Below are 14,484 nucleotides of genomic sequence, written 5' to 3'. Positions count from 1 at the left end.
TTGATCTCCACCAGTGCTTTTGTCCTCTTCGGATTAACGTGCATAATTTATTAAAATATATCCTGAATTTCACCAACTATTTTTCAGTACATTACCTGAAAAAAACAGGCTGTCAGAATTTTGACAGCCTGTTTTTTCTAATAATCAATGCAAATGTAAGGTTTACGCGCAAGTACACAACAATAAGGATTACTGCAGAAGGTATAACCCGGATTACAGACTCCGTATTCTAAAGGAACTTGGCAGTTTTCATAAGCGCCACCTGCAATTGCTTTCAACTCTTTTCTGTTTAAAGACTTTAAATTTTTCATAGTATTTTGTTTAATTTGCTCCTACTCTTAAGATTTTCGGACACCTCTATAATAATTCCTTTTACGGAGATTTAAATATACAAAATATTTTTACACAAAAATTTACGCAAGGTTTTCTTATCTTTATAAAAAACAAAACCTCATGAAAACCATAGAAGAAGTCCTGAAAAAATTAGACACAATCATTATCTGGGCGAAAGAAAATCAAAGTCCGGTCGGATATTTTGCCTGTACCTACAGAATTATGACGGCGCAGGTTTTGAAAGGAATTCAGCAGAAAAAATTTGAAGACAATCCGAGAATGATTGTACTGGATATCGCTTTTGCCACACGTTATCTTGAAGCGTGGGAAGCTTATTCGAAAGGACAAAAATGCACCAATTCCTGGTTTATCGCTTTTGAAGCCGCAAAAAACAAAAATCTGCTCATCTTACAGCATATTTTCTTAGGCATGAATGCTCACATCAATCTCGATTTGGGAATTTCCGCTGCATCCATTATGCCTTATCGAAAAATCAATCCGCTGAAAAAAGACTTCGAAAACATCAACAATGTGATTGCCTCCATTAATCAAAAAGTTCAGGATTCTTTAAACAAGATTTGTTATCCAGTAGAATTAATTGACAAACTTTCCAACGGAAAAGACAACGCTGTTCTGGACTTTGCCATTTCAAAAGCAAGAGATACTTCATGGGCAACCGCCGTTATCGCATCAAATACGCCAAATTTCATACGCGAGAACGTGATCGGCATCGTAGATTATGCCGCCGCAAAAGTTGCCACCCAAATTTTGAATCCTAAAATCCTGACTCCTTCTTTATTAAAGGAATTGAAAAAATGCGAGAGCAATGACGTGGTGAAAAACATTGAAATTTTGGCTTATACAAAAAATGTTTAACTTTCTTATGTAACCTTACAATTAATTCAATTAGAGTAAGACTCTTAGTTTTTACCAAGTTTTTTCATCAAAATAGCTTCCATCTTTTCGTATCCTTTTGCTGTAGGATGAATTTCGTCTTCGGTGTAGATCTTATCCAGTCCGTTTCGGGAATCTTTCATTTCGGAATGATAATCCACGTACGGAATATTATTCTTTTTCGCATACGCTTCGATCATTTTATTCAGGGCAATTACTTTTTCCGCCGGATGCATATCTTTTCTCCAGCCGAAATCATAAGCAGGAAGTACCGAACAAAGTACCACTTTTATATTATTTGTTTTTGCAAGTTCCACCATCGAAACAATATTTCCAAAAACTTTATCCAGAGAAATCGGCCCCTGATTTTCGGCAATATCATTGGTTCCGGCAAGAATAATGACTCTTTTCGGTTTTAAATTGATGACATCTTCACGGAACCTTAAAAGCATCTGCGAAGTTACCTGTCCGCTGATCCCTCTTCCGACAAAATTATTTTTTGTAAAAAATGAAGGATCTGTGGAAAACCAGCCTTCCGTAATAGAATCTCCCATAAAAACAGAATTTGGAGCCGTTTTTTTGGCTACAACTTCCTGATTTTGCTTTTCGTATTTCGTATAATTGGCAAAATCCTGTGCGGAAAACAAGGCTGAAAACATAACGGCCGCAATGCTTAAGAATTTCATGAAACTTACTTTTGATTTGAAAAGATGAAATAACGGAAAACAAATTGATCCTGCAAATATCTTTTCCGAAAAACTAACATTTTTAGATGATTCATTTTTAAACCACAAAGTCACAAAAGATTTTTAATTTTTTTATTCTATTGAAAGTTTTGAATATCGTAATAACAGTATTATGATGATCTTTTGCAACTTTTGCGGCTAAAAATTAATTCCTAAAATAAAACTTACGGTTTTCCATAAAAGAAATCAATTTTCCTTTTTGTAATTTTGAAAAATGGAGATGACATATTTAATTATAGGATTTATAGCCGGAGGAATTCTTGGTGCGGTTATTTTATATTTCGCCCAGAAATCTTCTACCGTTTCGAGGAATTCTTACGATGAACTCAATAATTTACACATTAAAAACAGTTCCGATTTAGAAAATTCCAATCAGAAAATTCAGGAATTAACACAAAATATCAGCAGGGAAAAAGAAATCAATGCACAGCAGAGCGACCTTCTTAATGATCTGAAAAATGAATTTGCCAAAATTTCTGCGGAACACGCTTCTTTAAACACACAGTTTTCCGAACAGAAAGAATTTAATGCGAAACAGAATCTTCAGATCGAAAATCTTTTAACAGAAAAACAGACTTTGTTTGCAAAAAACTCCGAGCTTTCCGCAATTAACGAAAGCTTACAGAAATCTTTACAGACGCAGAAAGAAGAGATCGCAAAAATTCAGGAAGAATCTAAATTGCAGTTCGAAAATTTAGCCAATAAAATCCTTGAAGAAAAGACAGAAAAATTCACCACCTTAAATCAAAACAACCTTAAAACCATCCTTGAACCATTTCAGGAAAGAATCGTGGAATTGAAAAACCGCGTGAACGAAGCCTACGAAAAGGAAAACAAAGAGCGTTTTTCTCTTGCCGAAAAAGTAAAGGAATTAGCAGAACTGAATCAGCAGATTTCTGAAGATGCGAAAAAACTGACGAGAGCTCTGAAAGGCGAAAGCAAAACGCAGGGAAACTGGGGAGAAATGATCCTCGAAAGCATTCTTGAAAAATCCGGACTTGTAAAAGGTAGAGAATATTTCCTTGAACATGAACTTCGCGATGAAGACAACAAAGCATTGTTCTCAGAATTTTCCGGTAAAAAAATGCGCCCCGATGCGGTTATAAAATACCCCGATGAAAGAAATGTAATCATCGATTCTAAAGTTTCACTGACCGCTTTTACCGAACTCGTAGACGAAACCGATCAGGACGTTTATCTGATGAAACTCAATCAGCATTTGTCTTCCATTAAAAATCACATTAATCAACTCAGCCAGAAAGCGTATGATGATTACGGAAAATCTCTGGATTTTGTGATGATGTTCATTCCGAGTGAGCCGGCTTACATTGCAGCGATGCAGGCAGACCAGAATCTTTGGAATTTTGCCTACGAAAGAAGGGTTCTGCTTTTAAATCCAAGCAACCTGATTACTTCTTTAAAACTGATTGCCGATCTCTGGAAACGGGAATATCAAAACCGGAATTCCATGGAAATTGCAGAAAGAGGGGCAAAACTGTATGATAAATTTGTAGGTTTTGTTGAAAATCTGGAAAAAGTAGGAAAAAATCTGGATCAAGCGAAAAATGTTTACAATGATGCTTACAAACAGCTTTCAACAGGAAATGACAATTTGGTGATACAAACCCAAAAGCTGAAATCTTTGGGGATAAAAAATAAGAAAGACCTTCCTCAAAGTCTGATTGAAAACTCTCACACCGCACTGGAAAATTTAGAAGAATAAAATTTACAACCTCAGATCGGCTCTGAGGTTTTTTATTTAACTGCAAATTTTAACTAATTTTGCAGGATGTTAATAGAAAGCTTTCAGAACGAAAAAGTAAAATACATTACCAAACTTCTTACCGACAACCGATTCCGTAAAAAATCGGATGTTTTTGTGGTGGAAGGACAGCAGGAAAATGACCGCGCCCAGAAATATCATTTTGAACCGGTGGAATTTTTTATCTGCGAAACTATTTTTCAGAAAGAAGTTCCCAAAGGAAAAATTCATCTCGTCAGCGAAAAAGTGTACGAAAAAATCGCCTATCGCGGAACTTCCGAAGGAATTATCGGAGTTTATAAAACAAAAGAAGCTGATCTATCTTCATTCAAACCGAAGGAAGATTCTACCATTATTATTGTAGAAGGTGTTGAAAAACCGGGAAATTTGGGTGCTATTTTGCGAAGTTGTGAAGCTTTCGGTATTGATGCATTAATTGTTTCAGACGGCAAAACCGATTTTTATAATCCGAATGTAATTCGCTCTAGTGTGGGTTGCTTATTCGGAATGGAAGTTTTTCAGGCAGAAAACCATGAAACATTAGATTTTCTTCAGAAAAATAATTTCAATATTTACACAACGATTATGGATGAAACTGCCGAAGATCTTTACAAAAGAGATTTTAAGCAGAAATCTGCCGTTTTATTCGGGACAGAACATTCGGGATTAAGTGATTTCTGGATCGGGAAAGGAAAAAATACGCTGATTCCGATGGCGGGAAGCATTGATTCTTTAAACCTGAGCAACGCGGTAGCGATTACGTGTTACGAAACACTGAAGCAGAAGAAGGGGTAATTTGGTTGTTGGAGATTGGTGATGGTTCATCGTTGAATGTTACCAAGCCAACAATTATTCAACATATAAGCATAAAAAAACCGTTCCACTAAGTGAAACGGTTCTTTTATTTTTAAGCTTAGATTATTTCTTAGCAGCTTCTTCTTTCTTAGCTTCAGCTTTGATTTCTTCTTTAGCAACTTTTGCATCAGCTTTAACTGAATCAGTAGTAGCAGCACCAGCAGCTTTAACTGAATCAACTTTAGCAGTTGTTGTAGAATCGATAGCAGCAGTAGCAGAATCTGTAGAAGCAGTTACTGAATCTGTAGAAGCTTCAGTAGTGTTAGCTTCAGTTTTTTTACAAGCAACTAGAGAGATTGCAGCGATAGCAGCTACGAATAATGACTTTTTCATAATAAATTAAATTTAATTTTGTTAATATTGTTTTATAAAATCTTTTTCTGTTCTGTTATTTGAACAAGACAAAGGTATAGCAGATAGAAAATTTGTTTAGGAAAAATAATTGTAATACCTTTGTAAAATAGTTTTACAAAATAACATTACTGATAATCAACAATTTAATTATTTTAAAATAAATTGACAGACTTAGATCTATTACATTTTGAGCAGCTGAAAAAGGATGTCCAGGCTCAATATCTGAAAGAATACACTCCTTCCTATGACGATATTTCGAAATGGAAGGGTATCGACATCATTTATTTTCAGGAAGATCTCAGAAAAAAGGCAAAAGGGAACATCAGCGAAAAATCTTTTTATACCTATTTTAAGAATTCGCCGGTTACCAAATTACCAAGAATCGATATGCTGAATTTACTCAGTATTTATGCAGGTTACGACTCATGGTATGAATTCAAAAAACAGCATCTTTTTGCAGGTGAATTGCTGCAGGATGATGAAGATTTGAAAGACAATGAACTTAAAGAACTGGAAAAAACAGTTTCTGCATCACTTGATTTGCCAAAAGATGACGATTTACCTAAAAACCCGGAATTTAAAACCCCTGAAAACTCCGATTTACAAAAATCAATACTTGAAAATCAATTAATTACTAAAAATTCAGAGACTGAAAAAATTTCCTTAGCAGAAGCTGAAAAACCCAAGAAAAATTTCTTCAAAAAGAATGTTTGGGCAATTGTTACCACTATTTTGGTAATTCTTACAGGGCTTTTAGGATTTAAAGATGCGATCTTTCAAAAAACTTATGTGTACTGTTTTACGGATGCCGACAGAAATTTAAGTATTCAGCGTGAAATAGAAATCAAAGTGATCAAGGAAAACGAATCTCCCATTCTTTACAGGATAAAACCCGGAGAATGTTTCAGATATGCCACAAAAGATAAAAATCTTAAAATGCAGATCAGTTCTCCGTTTTATGAATATCTGGAAGTGAACCGAAACTTAGAAAATGCCCCTGAAGAGGAAACCATCGAGCTGAAACCCGATGATTATAAGATGGCGCTTTATTATTTTTCAACAAAAGATGTAAAGGGAGAAAATTCGCAGGAACAGAATGATCTCATCACCCAAAAAAGAAGACAACTGGAAAACCGAATCAGCAACAACGCCGTGATCACTCAGGTTTACGACAGTGATATTTACGGACTTGAAACCTTGGATAAGGAAGATTATATTACCTTAGTCACCACACCTACAACATCACTTAAAAATCTTAATGTTATCGAAATGAAAACAGATAACAAAGGAAAAATTGTATCTATTAAATTTAAAATCTCAGCCAATGAAAACAATAAATAACTTTTTGTTTTTTATCATATTAATAGGATTCACCATGACTTCGTGCATTAAAAAAGAAGAAAACGGAGGACAGAGCGATCTGGAAAAGCTAAGAAACACGAATAACAAAACGGTAAAAATGGACAGTACTCAGGCTATCAATTCCATTACTTCGCAAAAAGTACAGGATGTGCTGGATTTGTCTACGTTATATCTTTCCGGACAGAGAAATACGGAAATTGATACGGCAATTTACTCTAAAATAGAAAAGTATTTCCAGAAGTCCGATTCTACTACCTTTAAGGATCTTTTTAAAGAACTCGAAAGCCTGAATGTAAAAAAAGTACGCGTCAGCAATCTGAATGTTTTCCAGAAAATTAAGGAAAAGGACACGCTGAATTTTGCAAAATTCAATGTGGAATATTTTGGAGATAAAAATAAATCTTTGGGAAATTTTGAGCGGAATGCACAATACACTTTGGTATCAAAACCGTCTCAGAAAAGCAAGGAATTTAAATTTTACTTTGTGAAATTTTACTCTGATGCTCCTGCAAAAGACAGTATCGCATCGGGTGTCACCAAATAGTCGAGCGGAATATCATTTTCCCAGACATCATCGATATTTTCTTCGGGGTTAAAATAATTAACTCCGATTTTTTTTGTCTCTTCCGATACTTTTTCAAAAAAACCATCGTAGAAACCTTTTCCGTAACCTACTCTATTTCCTTGTTTGTCGCAGTATAAAAGGGGCGTAATTACAAAATCAAAATCCAGAATACCAGAATCTTCATCAGAAACAGGTTCGGAAATTCCCCAGTTATTCAACTCAAATTTAGAATCTGTAAAAATTTCTACCGAAATCAGTCTTGTATCGACAATTTTAGGGACATAAACACGGATCTTTCTGCTTAAAAAGTAGCTGATGAAAATTTGTGTATTAATTTCCTTAAATTTCTCAATCGGGATGAAAATATGGATTTTCTGGTTTTGAGAAGGTTTGAAATATTCAATGAAATTTTTAAAAATCTTTTCAGATAACAAGAAAGCCTCATCAATCGACAAGGCTTTTCTTTTTTGCATATATTTCTTTCTTAATTCTGCTTTTAACATATCGATTATGCGTTTTCAGAATCAAGGATTTTGTACAATTTATCAGACAGACGAACTCTGAAAGGCAGTTCAAAAGTAATCTGATCTCCTGCTTTTGCTGTGTCGCTGAAAGCTCCGTTCACAAAAATCTGAGAGATGGTTATTTCCTGATCTCCTGTTGTGGGCCCGGAAATTAATACTTTATCTCCTACTGCAAGTTCATTGTTTTCAATTAAAAACTGAGCAATTTTAGATTTTGAATAATAATGTTCCGCCTTTCCGATCAAAGTCTTTTTAACTTTTATTTTCTGACGGATATCTTTTGTTTCAGCTTTTGCTAAAGGCTTATCCGGCAGATCTCCTGATTTTTTGAATTTCAAAGCTTCAGATTTTCCTTTTCTGAATACTTTATTTCCTACCTGAAGACCCTTTCTTTTAGCAACCTGCTCCTCCCAAGGCAAATGAATGGTTTCCTGACATTCTGTCGAACAGCAGTTTTCCATCGCCGCTTTACATTCATCACACTGGATAAACAATAAATGGCACGCATCGTTCGCACAGTTCGTATGATTGTCACACGGTTTTCCGCACTGGTGGCATTGCGCAATAATATCGTCGGTAATTCTTTCCCCTAATCTGTGGTCGAATACAAAGTTTTTACCGATAAACTTACTTTCTATTCCTTCTTCTTTTATCTGACGGGTGTATTCTATAATTCCGCCTTCCAATTGAAATACATTTTTGAAACCCTGATGTTTGAAATAAGCACTTGCCTTTTCGCAACGGATTCCTCCGGTACAGTACATCAAAAGGTTTTTATCTTCTTTAAAATCCTGTAGCTGCTCGTTGATAATCGGCAGACTTTCTCTGAAGTTTTCCACATCGGGAGTAATTGCTCCTTCAAAATGGCCGACTTCACTTTCGTAGTGATTTCTGAAATCTACGACAATGGTGTTCGGATCTTCAAGCAAACTGTTAAATTCTTTTGCTCTTAAATGAACACCTTTATTGGTAACATCAAAAGTCTCATCGTTCAGACCATCGGCTACGATTTTGTTTCTGACTTTGATGGTTAATTTTAAAAAGGAATGATTGTCCTGCTCCACTGCTACATTCAGACGAATGCCTTTCATGAAATCGTATGCTTCCAGAGTCTCGCGAAATGCTTCGAAGTTATCCGCAGGAACGCTCATCTGAGCGTTAATTCCTTCATGCGCCACATAGATACGGCCAAGCGCATCCAGTGCATTCCAGGCTATAAATAAATCGTCGCGAAATTTTTTGGGATCTTCAATTTTGGCATACGCATAGAAAGATAGGGTAAGGCGCTCTTTTCCGGCCTCATCAATTAGTCGAGCTCTTTCTTCTGCGCTTAAGGTGTTGTACAGTTGCATGCTATAAACGTTTTAAGTGAGAAAATTTTTGCAAAGATAATTATTTTCAGATTAATGAAAAATATAAGATTTATCAGGTATACATTCAGATTGGTACTCTTTTGGCTTCATCATCATCAGTCTGATTTAACTTTATGACAATACAAACATCAATATGCCATAATGTCATTAAGATTTTTTTAAGGTTCGTTAATTGAGATTTTAAAATTTATGGGATAATGTATAAATTATTACAATTGCTGTTAAATTTTAGTTAAAAATGAAACATTACGCACCAATTGCATACCTATTTAGCATTAAATTTGTTTACAGTAAAATGAAAAAGTTAACATCAATAAATAACAAAGAAAGATATACAATGAAGAGTACTTTAAAAAAACTATTACCATTTGCAGTAGTGGGAGTAATTTCCGGTGCTACTACCGTTGGAGGATTACAATATCTTAATCACGATTCCAACAGCGCAGATCAATCATATTTTACAAAATCCTCTAATGTTTCCTTTGCAGGGATGAATTCTGCCGCAGTGGGAGACGATTTTGTAAAAGCTGCCAAAACGACAGTTCCGGCAGTAGTAACCATCAAAAATTATCAGTCCAGAACTTCAAGCAGGGCTTCGGAGCAGGATATGTTCGATTTCTTCTTCGGAGATCCGTTCGGAGGAAGAGGACAGCAGAGACAAAAGCAGCAGGTTCCGGATAATATGCCTTCAGGAATGGGATCGGGGGTAATTATTTCGCCGGACGGATACATCATTTCGAACAACCACGTTGTTGCAGGAGCCAATAAGTTAGAAGTGGTTTTAAGCAACAAAAAATCTTATATCGCCACTTTAGTAGGAACAGACCCGAATACAGATATTTCCCTTCTTAAAATTGAAGAAAAAGGATTGCCTTATTTAAATTTTGCAAATTCCGATAATATTGAAGTAGGACAATGGGTACTTGCCGTAGGAAATCCGCTTGGATTGAATTCTACCGTTACAGCGGGAATTGTTTCAGCAAAAGGCAGAGGAATCGGAATTTTAAGTTCACAGGGAAAAGCAGCTAATCCGATTGAAAGTTTCATTCAGACCGATGCGGCAATTAATCCGGGGAACTCCGGAGGAGCTTTGGTAAATACAAACGGAGATCTGATCGGGATTAACTCAGCGATTCAGTCTACGACAGGTTATTACCAAGGGTACGGATTTGCAGTTCCGGCAAACTTAGCGAGAAAGATTGTTGAAGACATCAAGAAATTCGGTATCGTACAGAGAGGATTCTTAGGAGTAACTTCTTTAGATCTTTCCGACGATCAGCTTGTTGCAGCATACAATAAAGATAAAAAGACCAATTATAAATCCGGTTCGGGAGTTCTGGTAACAGGATTCGGAGAAAGCAGCGGTGCAGAAGATGCAGGATTAAAAGTAGGTGATATCATTACCCAGATTGATACAACGCCAATTACAGATTTTGCAGATCTTTCCATTGCCATCGGAAGCAAACGTCCGGGAGATAAAGTGACGGTAACTTACCAGAGAAACGGAAAACCTTCCACTACAACAGTTACGTTAAGAGATCAGAAAGGAGGAACTTCTACAAGAACCAAAGCGGATCTGAGCGTAACGGAAAAAATCGGAGCCGATTTCCAGAGTATTGATGACAAAACAAAAGCGTATTATGGTCTGAACAGCGGAGTAATCGCCAAAAATGTAATTGAAGGCGGTGAAATGGCTAAAGCAGGAATCGTAGACGGATACATCATCACAGAGATCAACGGAAAACCCGTAAACTCACAGAAAGACGTAGAAAACATTCTGAATAAGTTCACCGGAACTGCCCAGATCAAATACATGGATGACTACGGAAGAGGGTATCAGAGAGGCTTTAAAATGCCTTAATAAAAAGAGCTAAACTTCACTTCATATCAAAAACCCGGCTGCCTCAAATGAGGCAGCCGGGTTTTTTTTAGTTTAATATTCAGAAACATTTTATTTAATTGAAAAAGAAATCCTGCAACTGAAATCGGCAAAACATCCTTCCGGAAAGCTTCCTGCACCCCTGCAATAGCTTTTCAGGGAACCGGGAAAGGATGTTTCACCCCTGCAGCAAACTTTCCGGAAAGCGGGAAACCTTCCCGCACCCTAGTAAGAAACTTTCCGGAAACTGATACACAAACAAAAAACGCTGCAACCTGCAACGTTTTTATAATTATGATTTATTCATTTTTTCAGCGATTCTTCTTTTCTTCTTTCGTTCATAAATGACTTCTACAATCTTACCTCCGATCCACGAAAACGGGAAGAACGTAAGAAAAATAGAGATTTTATAGAAGGTAGGATGATAAGGAAAAACAATAACATCCAGCATGGCTATAAAAAGCATAATGAAACCGATAAGAATAGCATAAGCCACCTTAGCATATTTTACGATAATGGCAGTTGCCACCCCTCCCACTGTAGTTCCCAGTCCGGAAATAAACAGCAGGAAACCGAAAAACGCACCGTCGTTCTGCTTGCTCTGAAGAAATCTCTGCCAATGCTCGAACGGAGCAAAAGCATCGAAATTTACCCATTGCGGAAATGCTCTTATCCCAAGAGTAATAATGAGTCCTGCAATCCCAAGACCTACGATAACCGCAATTGTATTTCTTATAAAATTCATTAATCCTGATGTGCGATCATAGAAATTTCGATATCCACATTTTTCGGCAGACAGGAAACCTGTACCGTTTCACGCGCAGGAAAGCTTTCCGCGTCCAGATAGGAAGCGTAAATATCATTCATTACCGCAAAATCATCCATGCTTTTAAGGAAAATGGTTGCTTTTACCACATTCTTAAAAGTCATTCCCGCTTCTGTAAGAATTGCTTCAAGGTTTTTCATTACCTGATGGGTTTCTTTTTCAATTCCTTCTACCAGTTTACCGGTTGCAGGATCTACAGGGATCTGTCCGGAAATATACAATATTCCGTTTGCCATATTGGCTTGTGAATATGGTCCGATCGCTGCAGGAGCATTTACGGTGTTGATTACTTTTTTCATGAAAATTTATTTTGGGTGCAAATATAAAATTTATATTCTATTTCTATAATCAAATATTAGAAAGGTGCATTTGGCTGTGTAAAACTTCTGTCTTTATACTTCAGCGCATCACTTAAGATATTGGCTTTGATCCCGATAAAGAAGTCATATACTTTATACTGCCCGAAAGGAACCCAGTTGAAATTAATGGTAAAACTTCGCTGATCTCTTGCAAAACCGATTCTGGTATATGCCAGTTTCTGCGTCACCATATCGTAGTGGGTACTTCCGTTGATGTTCCAGTAAGGCGTTAGCTTAAGACTTCCGTCCAGTCCCACAGAAGCCAGTCTCGTTGGCGTTCTGGAAGCTGAACTTTTGGTGTAGGCATAGTTTGCATTTACATTTAACGTCCATGCCTGATCGAAATGCGCGTAATTATCATCATCAAAATAATAATTTTCATTCCTTACCTCCCCTTTCGTTTTATACTTCTTGGCATAATCTGTTTTCTCTCCAAAGATTTCACTGCTCAGAGGATAAGACATCTGAACGTTGAATCCCTGAACACTGAAGTAGCCGAACTCTTCTGTCCTTATTCCGGCATCCTGTCCCGGAAGATAGATAATTCTGTATGGATCCAAAGATAAGCTTGTATTCAGGCTGAGTTTATTATTAAAGAAAGAAGACTGTCCCGTAATCGTAATAATGGAAAAAGGATGATCTTTCGCTGCAAAATTATAATTTCCGGAAAGGTTAAGAGATTCAAAAATCTTTATTTTCTTCACTCCTGTAGAATCGCTTTTCGATTTTACCTTCATCTCTAAATTATTCCCGATGTTAAAACCTAAAGCTCCTACTAATCCCGTCGTCGGGCTTCCGATAATTCCGCCTTCAAAAATAGAATACGGAGTTAAAGCTCCGTTCGCATCGTAATAATTTTTAAAATATCCATACCCGGAACCTCCGAAATCCGGAGAATAGGTAAACCCGATACTTGGCGTCATCATGTGTCTGATGGCTTCAATCGCAGAACCTTTCTTAAAGTTTGCCTGTCCATACAAAGTGGTCTGAATACTTGCTGTTGTTGAAAACGTAGAATATCCTGAAATTCCTTTATTGGTTTCCGTAATTACTTTATTCTGAATAGGGTCGTAGAATTTATTGATGGTTTTTGTGGTTAACGCATTATCAATATTTGCTCCCAAACTGAATGTGAAATATTTTGCTACGGTTGTATTGGTTCCCAAAGCAATGTTATTTTTCACTCCGGTCTGCAGTTTATCCCACATTGCCGCTTTAAACAGCTCGCCTTCGTTGGTCTGAACAAAGTTCGACAAGTTAATCCCTGTGTTTACCGTTAAATTTTCAAGCAGACCGGAACGCACTCCTGTTTTGGATTTGAATAAATAAAACTGGTTGATCGCCACGTTCATCTGCGGCAGACGAAGATCTGATAAACCGGTGGCAAAATTCTGCGAATAGGAAGCCGTTCCTGTAATCGTAACCGGAAGCTTCAAAAATCTTTTGGTAATCGTAACCGTAGAGTTTTGCTGGGTATTTAAAACATTCTGATTTAAAATATAATTGTTGTTCAGCGTGTTGTTATAGAATTTTGTACTTACAATATCCACCGATGCCGAAAACGTAAGGAAAGGATTGGCTTTTGAATCCTGTGTATGTCTCCACGCGATTCTGTATGTTCCGGTTTTACCGTAATCGTCCAAACCTTTGATCCCGCGAACCATGGTTCCGATGTCCGCAGAAAAGTTTCCGGAATAGCGGTATTTTTTAATATAATTCATTTCAGGGCGCAGGTTCCAGCTTCCTTTGGTGTAAATATCCGAAAGGATTTTAAGGTCAAAATGTTCCCCGATCGGCTGATAATATCCTAAACCATTAAGGAAGAAACCGACATCCTGTCTTTCCCCGAAACTCGGGATCAGAATACCTGCAGATCTTTTGCTTGAAAAAGGAAGAATCGCAAAAGGCATGATGAGCGGAGTGGGCACCTGCTCTATATACATCTGGATAGGTCCCGAAACAATGGAAGATTTATTTTTTGTTTTTACAAGCTTCAGATATCTTGCTCTTAAAAAATAATCTGCCGCGGTATCTTTTTTCTTGATGTAATAATCATCGGTGGTATAATCTGCGCGGCTCATCGCAAAGATACTGTCGTTGTACTTTTTGGTTTTGATTGCCGTAATTACCCCTTCGTTTTCTTCGGTTCTTGCATTAAATGCAATTGCCTGTCTTGTTAAGGTATTATACTGAAATTCTGTGGTTTCGTATTTTTTTCCTGCCTGCGTTGTAATAACAGGCTCGATAATTCTTCCCAAAGAGTCCTGTTTTCCGCGTGCGTACATGAGATGTTTCTGCTCATCAATGGAAATATAGTCTGCATCAATCTGCATATCCTGGTATTTCACCTGCGCATTTTTGTTAAGATACACCATCTTTTTCTGGAAATCTCTTCTCTGGTAGTCTGCTTTTGTCTGCAGAACGGCATCCAGTGGTTCCTTTTTCAGAACAATGGTATCTTTTTTGGAAATAGTATCATTAACCGCATTTTCAGGCAATTTTTTGGGCGTTTGCTGTGCTAAAAAATTGTTAAAAATTAGGATAATTAAAATTTGTAATATATTTTTGGAGACGGTTTTGACCAATTTTTTGTTATATTTATATGTATACAATTAAGGCTCAAAATTAATATAAATTTTAAAACTGTAAGAT

The 14,484-nt window shown here is 36.7% G+C and carries 14 protein-coding genes; 6 read left to right on the top strand and 8 right to left on the bottom strand.

Going from position 1 to position 14,484, the window contains the following annotated elements; genetic code table 11:
- Nucleotides 1–137 precede the first annotated feature (137 nt).
- Nucleotides 138–311, bottom strand: a complete 174-nt coding sequence (locus tag DD829_RS24435) for a bacteriocin-like protein (RefSeq protein ID WP_157967225.1) — start codon at nt 309–311, stop codon at nt 138–140.
- Between the two features lie 142 nt (nt 312–453).
- Here DD829_RS24435 and DD829_RS00495 point away from each other — a divergent pair, with 142 nt between their 5' ends.
- Nucleotides 454–1,209 (top strand): DUF5995 family protein, encoded by a 756-nt coding sequence (locus tag DD829_RS00495; RefSeq protein WP_116547431.1) that lies wholly within the window; start codon nt 454–456, stop codon nt 1,207–1,209.
- 44 nt (nt 1,210–1,253) lie between these two features.
- Here DD829_RS00495 and DD829_RS00490 read toward each other — a convergent pair whose 3' ends face one another.
- Nucleotides 1,254–1,913 (bottom strand): SGNH/GDSL hydrolase family protein, encoded by a 660-nt coding sequence (locus tag DD829_RS00490; RefSeq protein ID WP_116547432.1) that lies wholly within the window; start codon nt 1,911–1,913, stop codon nt 1,254–1,256.
- 274 nt (nt 1,914–2,187) lie between these two features.
- On the opposite strand from DD829_RS00490, the gene rmuC reads away from it, so the two are divergent.
- Both rmuC and DD829_RS00480 read left to right on the top strand, forming a co-directional pair.
- Nucleotides 2,188–3,696 carry a DNA recombination protein RmuC gene (rmuC, locus tag DD829_RS00485; protein ID WP_410493795.1) on the top strand — a complete coding sequence of 503 codons (1,509 nt, stop codon included), beginning with the start codon at nt 2,188–2,190 and terminating at the stop codon, nt 3,694–3,696.
- A gap of 66 nt (nt 3,697–3,762) precedes the next feature.
- Entirely contained in the window at nt 3,763–4,530 is a 768-nt protein-coding gene (locus tag DD829_RS00480) for a TrmH family RNA methyltransferase (protein ID WP_108411308.1), read from the top strand.
- Nucleotides 4,531–4,653: 123 nt separating this feature from the next.
- Here DD829_RS00480 and DD829_RS00475 read toward each other — a convergent pair whose 3' ends face one another.
- Nucleotides 4,654–4,923, bottom strand: coding sequence for a hypothetical protein (locus tag DD829_RS00475; RefSeq protein WP_116547430.1), 270 nt, complete (start codon nt 4,921–4,923; stop codon nt 4,654–4,656).
- A gap of 183 nt (nt 4,924–5,106) precedes the next feature.
- Here DD829_RS00475 and DD829_RS00470 point away from each other — a divergent pair, with 183 nt between their 5' ends.
- Nucleotides 5,107–6,285 (top strand): hypothetical protein, encoded by a 1,179-nt coding sequence (locus DD829_RS00470; protein WP_116547429.1) that lies wholly within the window; start codon nt 5,107–5,109, stop codon nt 6,283–6,285.
- A complete protein-coding gene (locus tag DD829_RS00465; RefSeq protein WP_108410889.1) occupies nt 6,269–6,850 on the top strand; it encodes a hypothetical protein in 582 nt (193 codons plus the stop codon). Before DD829_RS00470 ends, DD829_RS00465 begins: the two co-directional genes overlap by 17 nt.
- On the opposite strand, the gene DD829_RS00460 is transcribed toward DD829_RS00465, so the two are convergent.
- Both DD829_RS00460 and DD829_RS00455 read right to left on the bottom strand, forming a co-directional pair.
- Entirely contained in the window at nt 6,799–7,374 is a 576-nt protein-coding gene (locus tag DD829_RS00460; protein ID WP_108410888.1) for a 5-formyltetrahydrofolate cyclo-ligase, read from the bottom strand. The genes DD829_RS00465 and DD829_RS00460 overlap by 52 nt on opposite strands.
- Before the next feature lie 5 nt (nt 7,375–7,379).
- Nucleotides 7,380–8,747 carry a rhodanese-related sulfurtransferase gene (locus tag DD829_RS00455; protein WP_076391808.1) on the bottom strand — a complete coding sequence of 456 codons (1,368 nt, stop codon included), beginning with the start codon at nt 8,745–8,747 and terminating at the stop codon, nt 7,380–7,382.
- Nucleotides 8,748–9,105: 358 nt separating this feature from the next.
- Here DD829_RS00455 and DD829_RS00450 point away from each other — a divergent pair, with 358 nt between their 5' ends.
- Complete coding sequence (locus tag DD829_RS00450; protein ID WP_108409510.1) at nt 9,106–10,629, top strand: trypsin-like peptidase domain-containing protein; 1,524 nt, start codon at nt 9,106–9,108, stop codon at nt 10,627–10,629.
- A 310-nt stretch (nt 10,630–10,939) separates the two neighbouring features.
- On the opposite strand, the gene DD829_RS00445 is transcribed toward DD829_RS00450, so the two are convergent.
- The 3 genes from DD829_RS00445 to DD829_RS00435 are packed head-to-tail and all read right to left on the bottom strand — an operon-like array spanning nt 10,940 to nt 14,417.
- Nucleotides 10,940–11,392, bottom strand: a complete 453-nt coding sequence (locus DD829_RS00445) for a hypothetical protein (RefSeq protein WP_108409502.1) — start codon at nt 11,390–11,392, stop codon at nt 10,940–10,942.
- The gene (locus tag DD829_RS00440) at nt 11,392–11,772 is read right to left on the bottom strand and encodes a RidA family protein (protein WP_076391804.1); all 381 of its coding nucleotides are present in this window, start codon (nt 11,770–11,772) and stop codon (nt 11,392–11,394) included. The genes DD829_RS00445 and DD829_RS00440 overlap by 1 nt, the downstream gene beginning before the upstream one ends.
- A gap of 56 nt (nt 11,773–11,828) precedes the next feature.
- Nucleotides 11,829–14,417 carry a putative LPS assembly protein LptD gene (locus tag DD829_RS00435; protein ID WP_108409511.1) on the bottom strand — a complete coding sequence of 863 codons (2,589 nt, stop codon included), beginning with the start codon at nt 14,415–14,417 and terminating at the stop codon, nt 11,829–11,831.
- Nucleotides 14,418–14,484: the final 67 nt, after the last annotated feature.

Origin of the sequence: Chryseobacterium sp. HMWF035 (assembly GCF_003094695.1) — a bacterium.
GTDB lineage: Bacteria > Bacteroidota > Bacteroidia > Flavobacteriales > Weeksellaceae > Chryseobacterium > Chryseobacterium gambrini.
The sequence above is the reverse complement of the archived record's forward strand: the minus strand, read 5'-3'. Positions and strand labels throughout refer to the sequence as shown.

Coding starts and splice junctions, on each gene's coding strand:
- DD829_RS24435 (WP_157967225.1), bottom strand. CDS start 311: ATGAAAAATTTAAAGTCTTTAAACAGAAAAGAGTTGAAAGCAATTGCA.
- DD829_RS00495 (WP_116547431.1), top strand. CDS start 454: ATGAAAACCATAGAAGAAGTCCTGAAAAAATTAGACACAATCATTATC.
- DD829_RS00490 (WP_116547432.1), bottom strand. CDS start 1,913: ATGAAATTCTTAAGCATTGCGGCCGTTATGTTTTCAGCCTTGTTTTCC.
- rmuC (WP_410493795.1), top strand. CDS start 2,188: ATGGAGATGACATATTTAATTATAGGATTTATAGCCGGAGGAATTCTT.
- DD829_RS00480 (WP_108411308.1), top strand. CDS start 3,763: ATGTTAATAGAAAGCTTTCAGAACGAAAAAGTAAAATACATTACCAAA.
- DD829_RS00475 (WP_116547430.1), bottom strand. CDS start 4,923: ATGAAAAAGTCATTATTCGTAGCTGCTATCGCTGCAATCTCTCTAGTT.
- DD829_RS00465 (WP_108410889.1), top strand. CDS start 6,269: ATGAAAACAATAAATAACTTTTTGTTTTTTATCATATTAATAGGATTC.
- DD829_RS00460 (WP_108410888.1), bottom strand. CDS start 7,374: ATGTTAAAAGCAGAATTAAGAAAGAAATATATGCAAAAAAGAAAAGCC.
- DD829_RS00455 (WP_076391808.1), bottom strand. CDS start 8,747: ATGCAACTGTACAACACCTTAAGCGCAGAAGAAAGAGCTCGACTAATT.
- DD829_RS00450 (WP_108409510.1), top strand. CDS start 9,106: ATGAAGAGTACTTTAAAAAAACTATTACCATTTGCAGTAGTGGGAGTA.
- DD829_RS00445 (WP_108409502.1), bottom strand. CDS start 11,392: ATGAATTTTATAAGAAATACAATTGCGGTTATCGTAGGTCTTGGGATT.
- DD829_RS00440 (WP_076391804.1), bottom strand. CDS start 11,772: ATGAAAAAAGTAATCAACACCGTAAATGCTCCTGCAGCGATCGGACCA.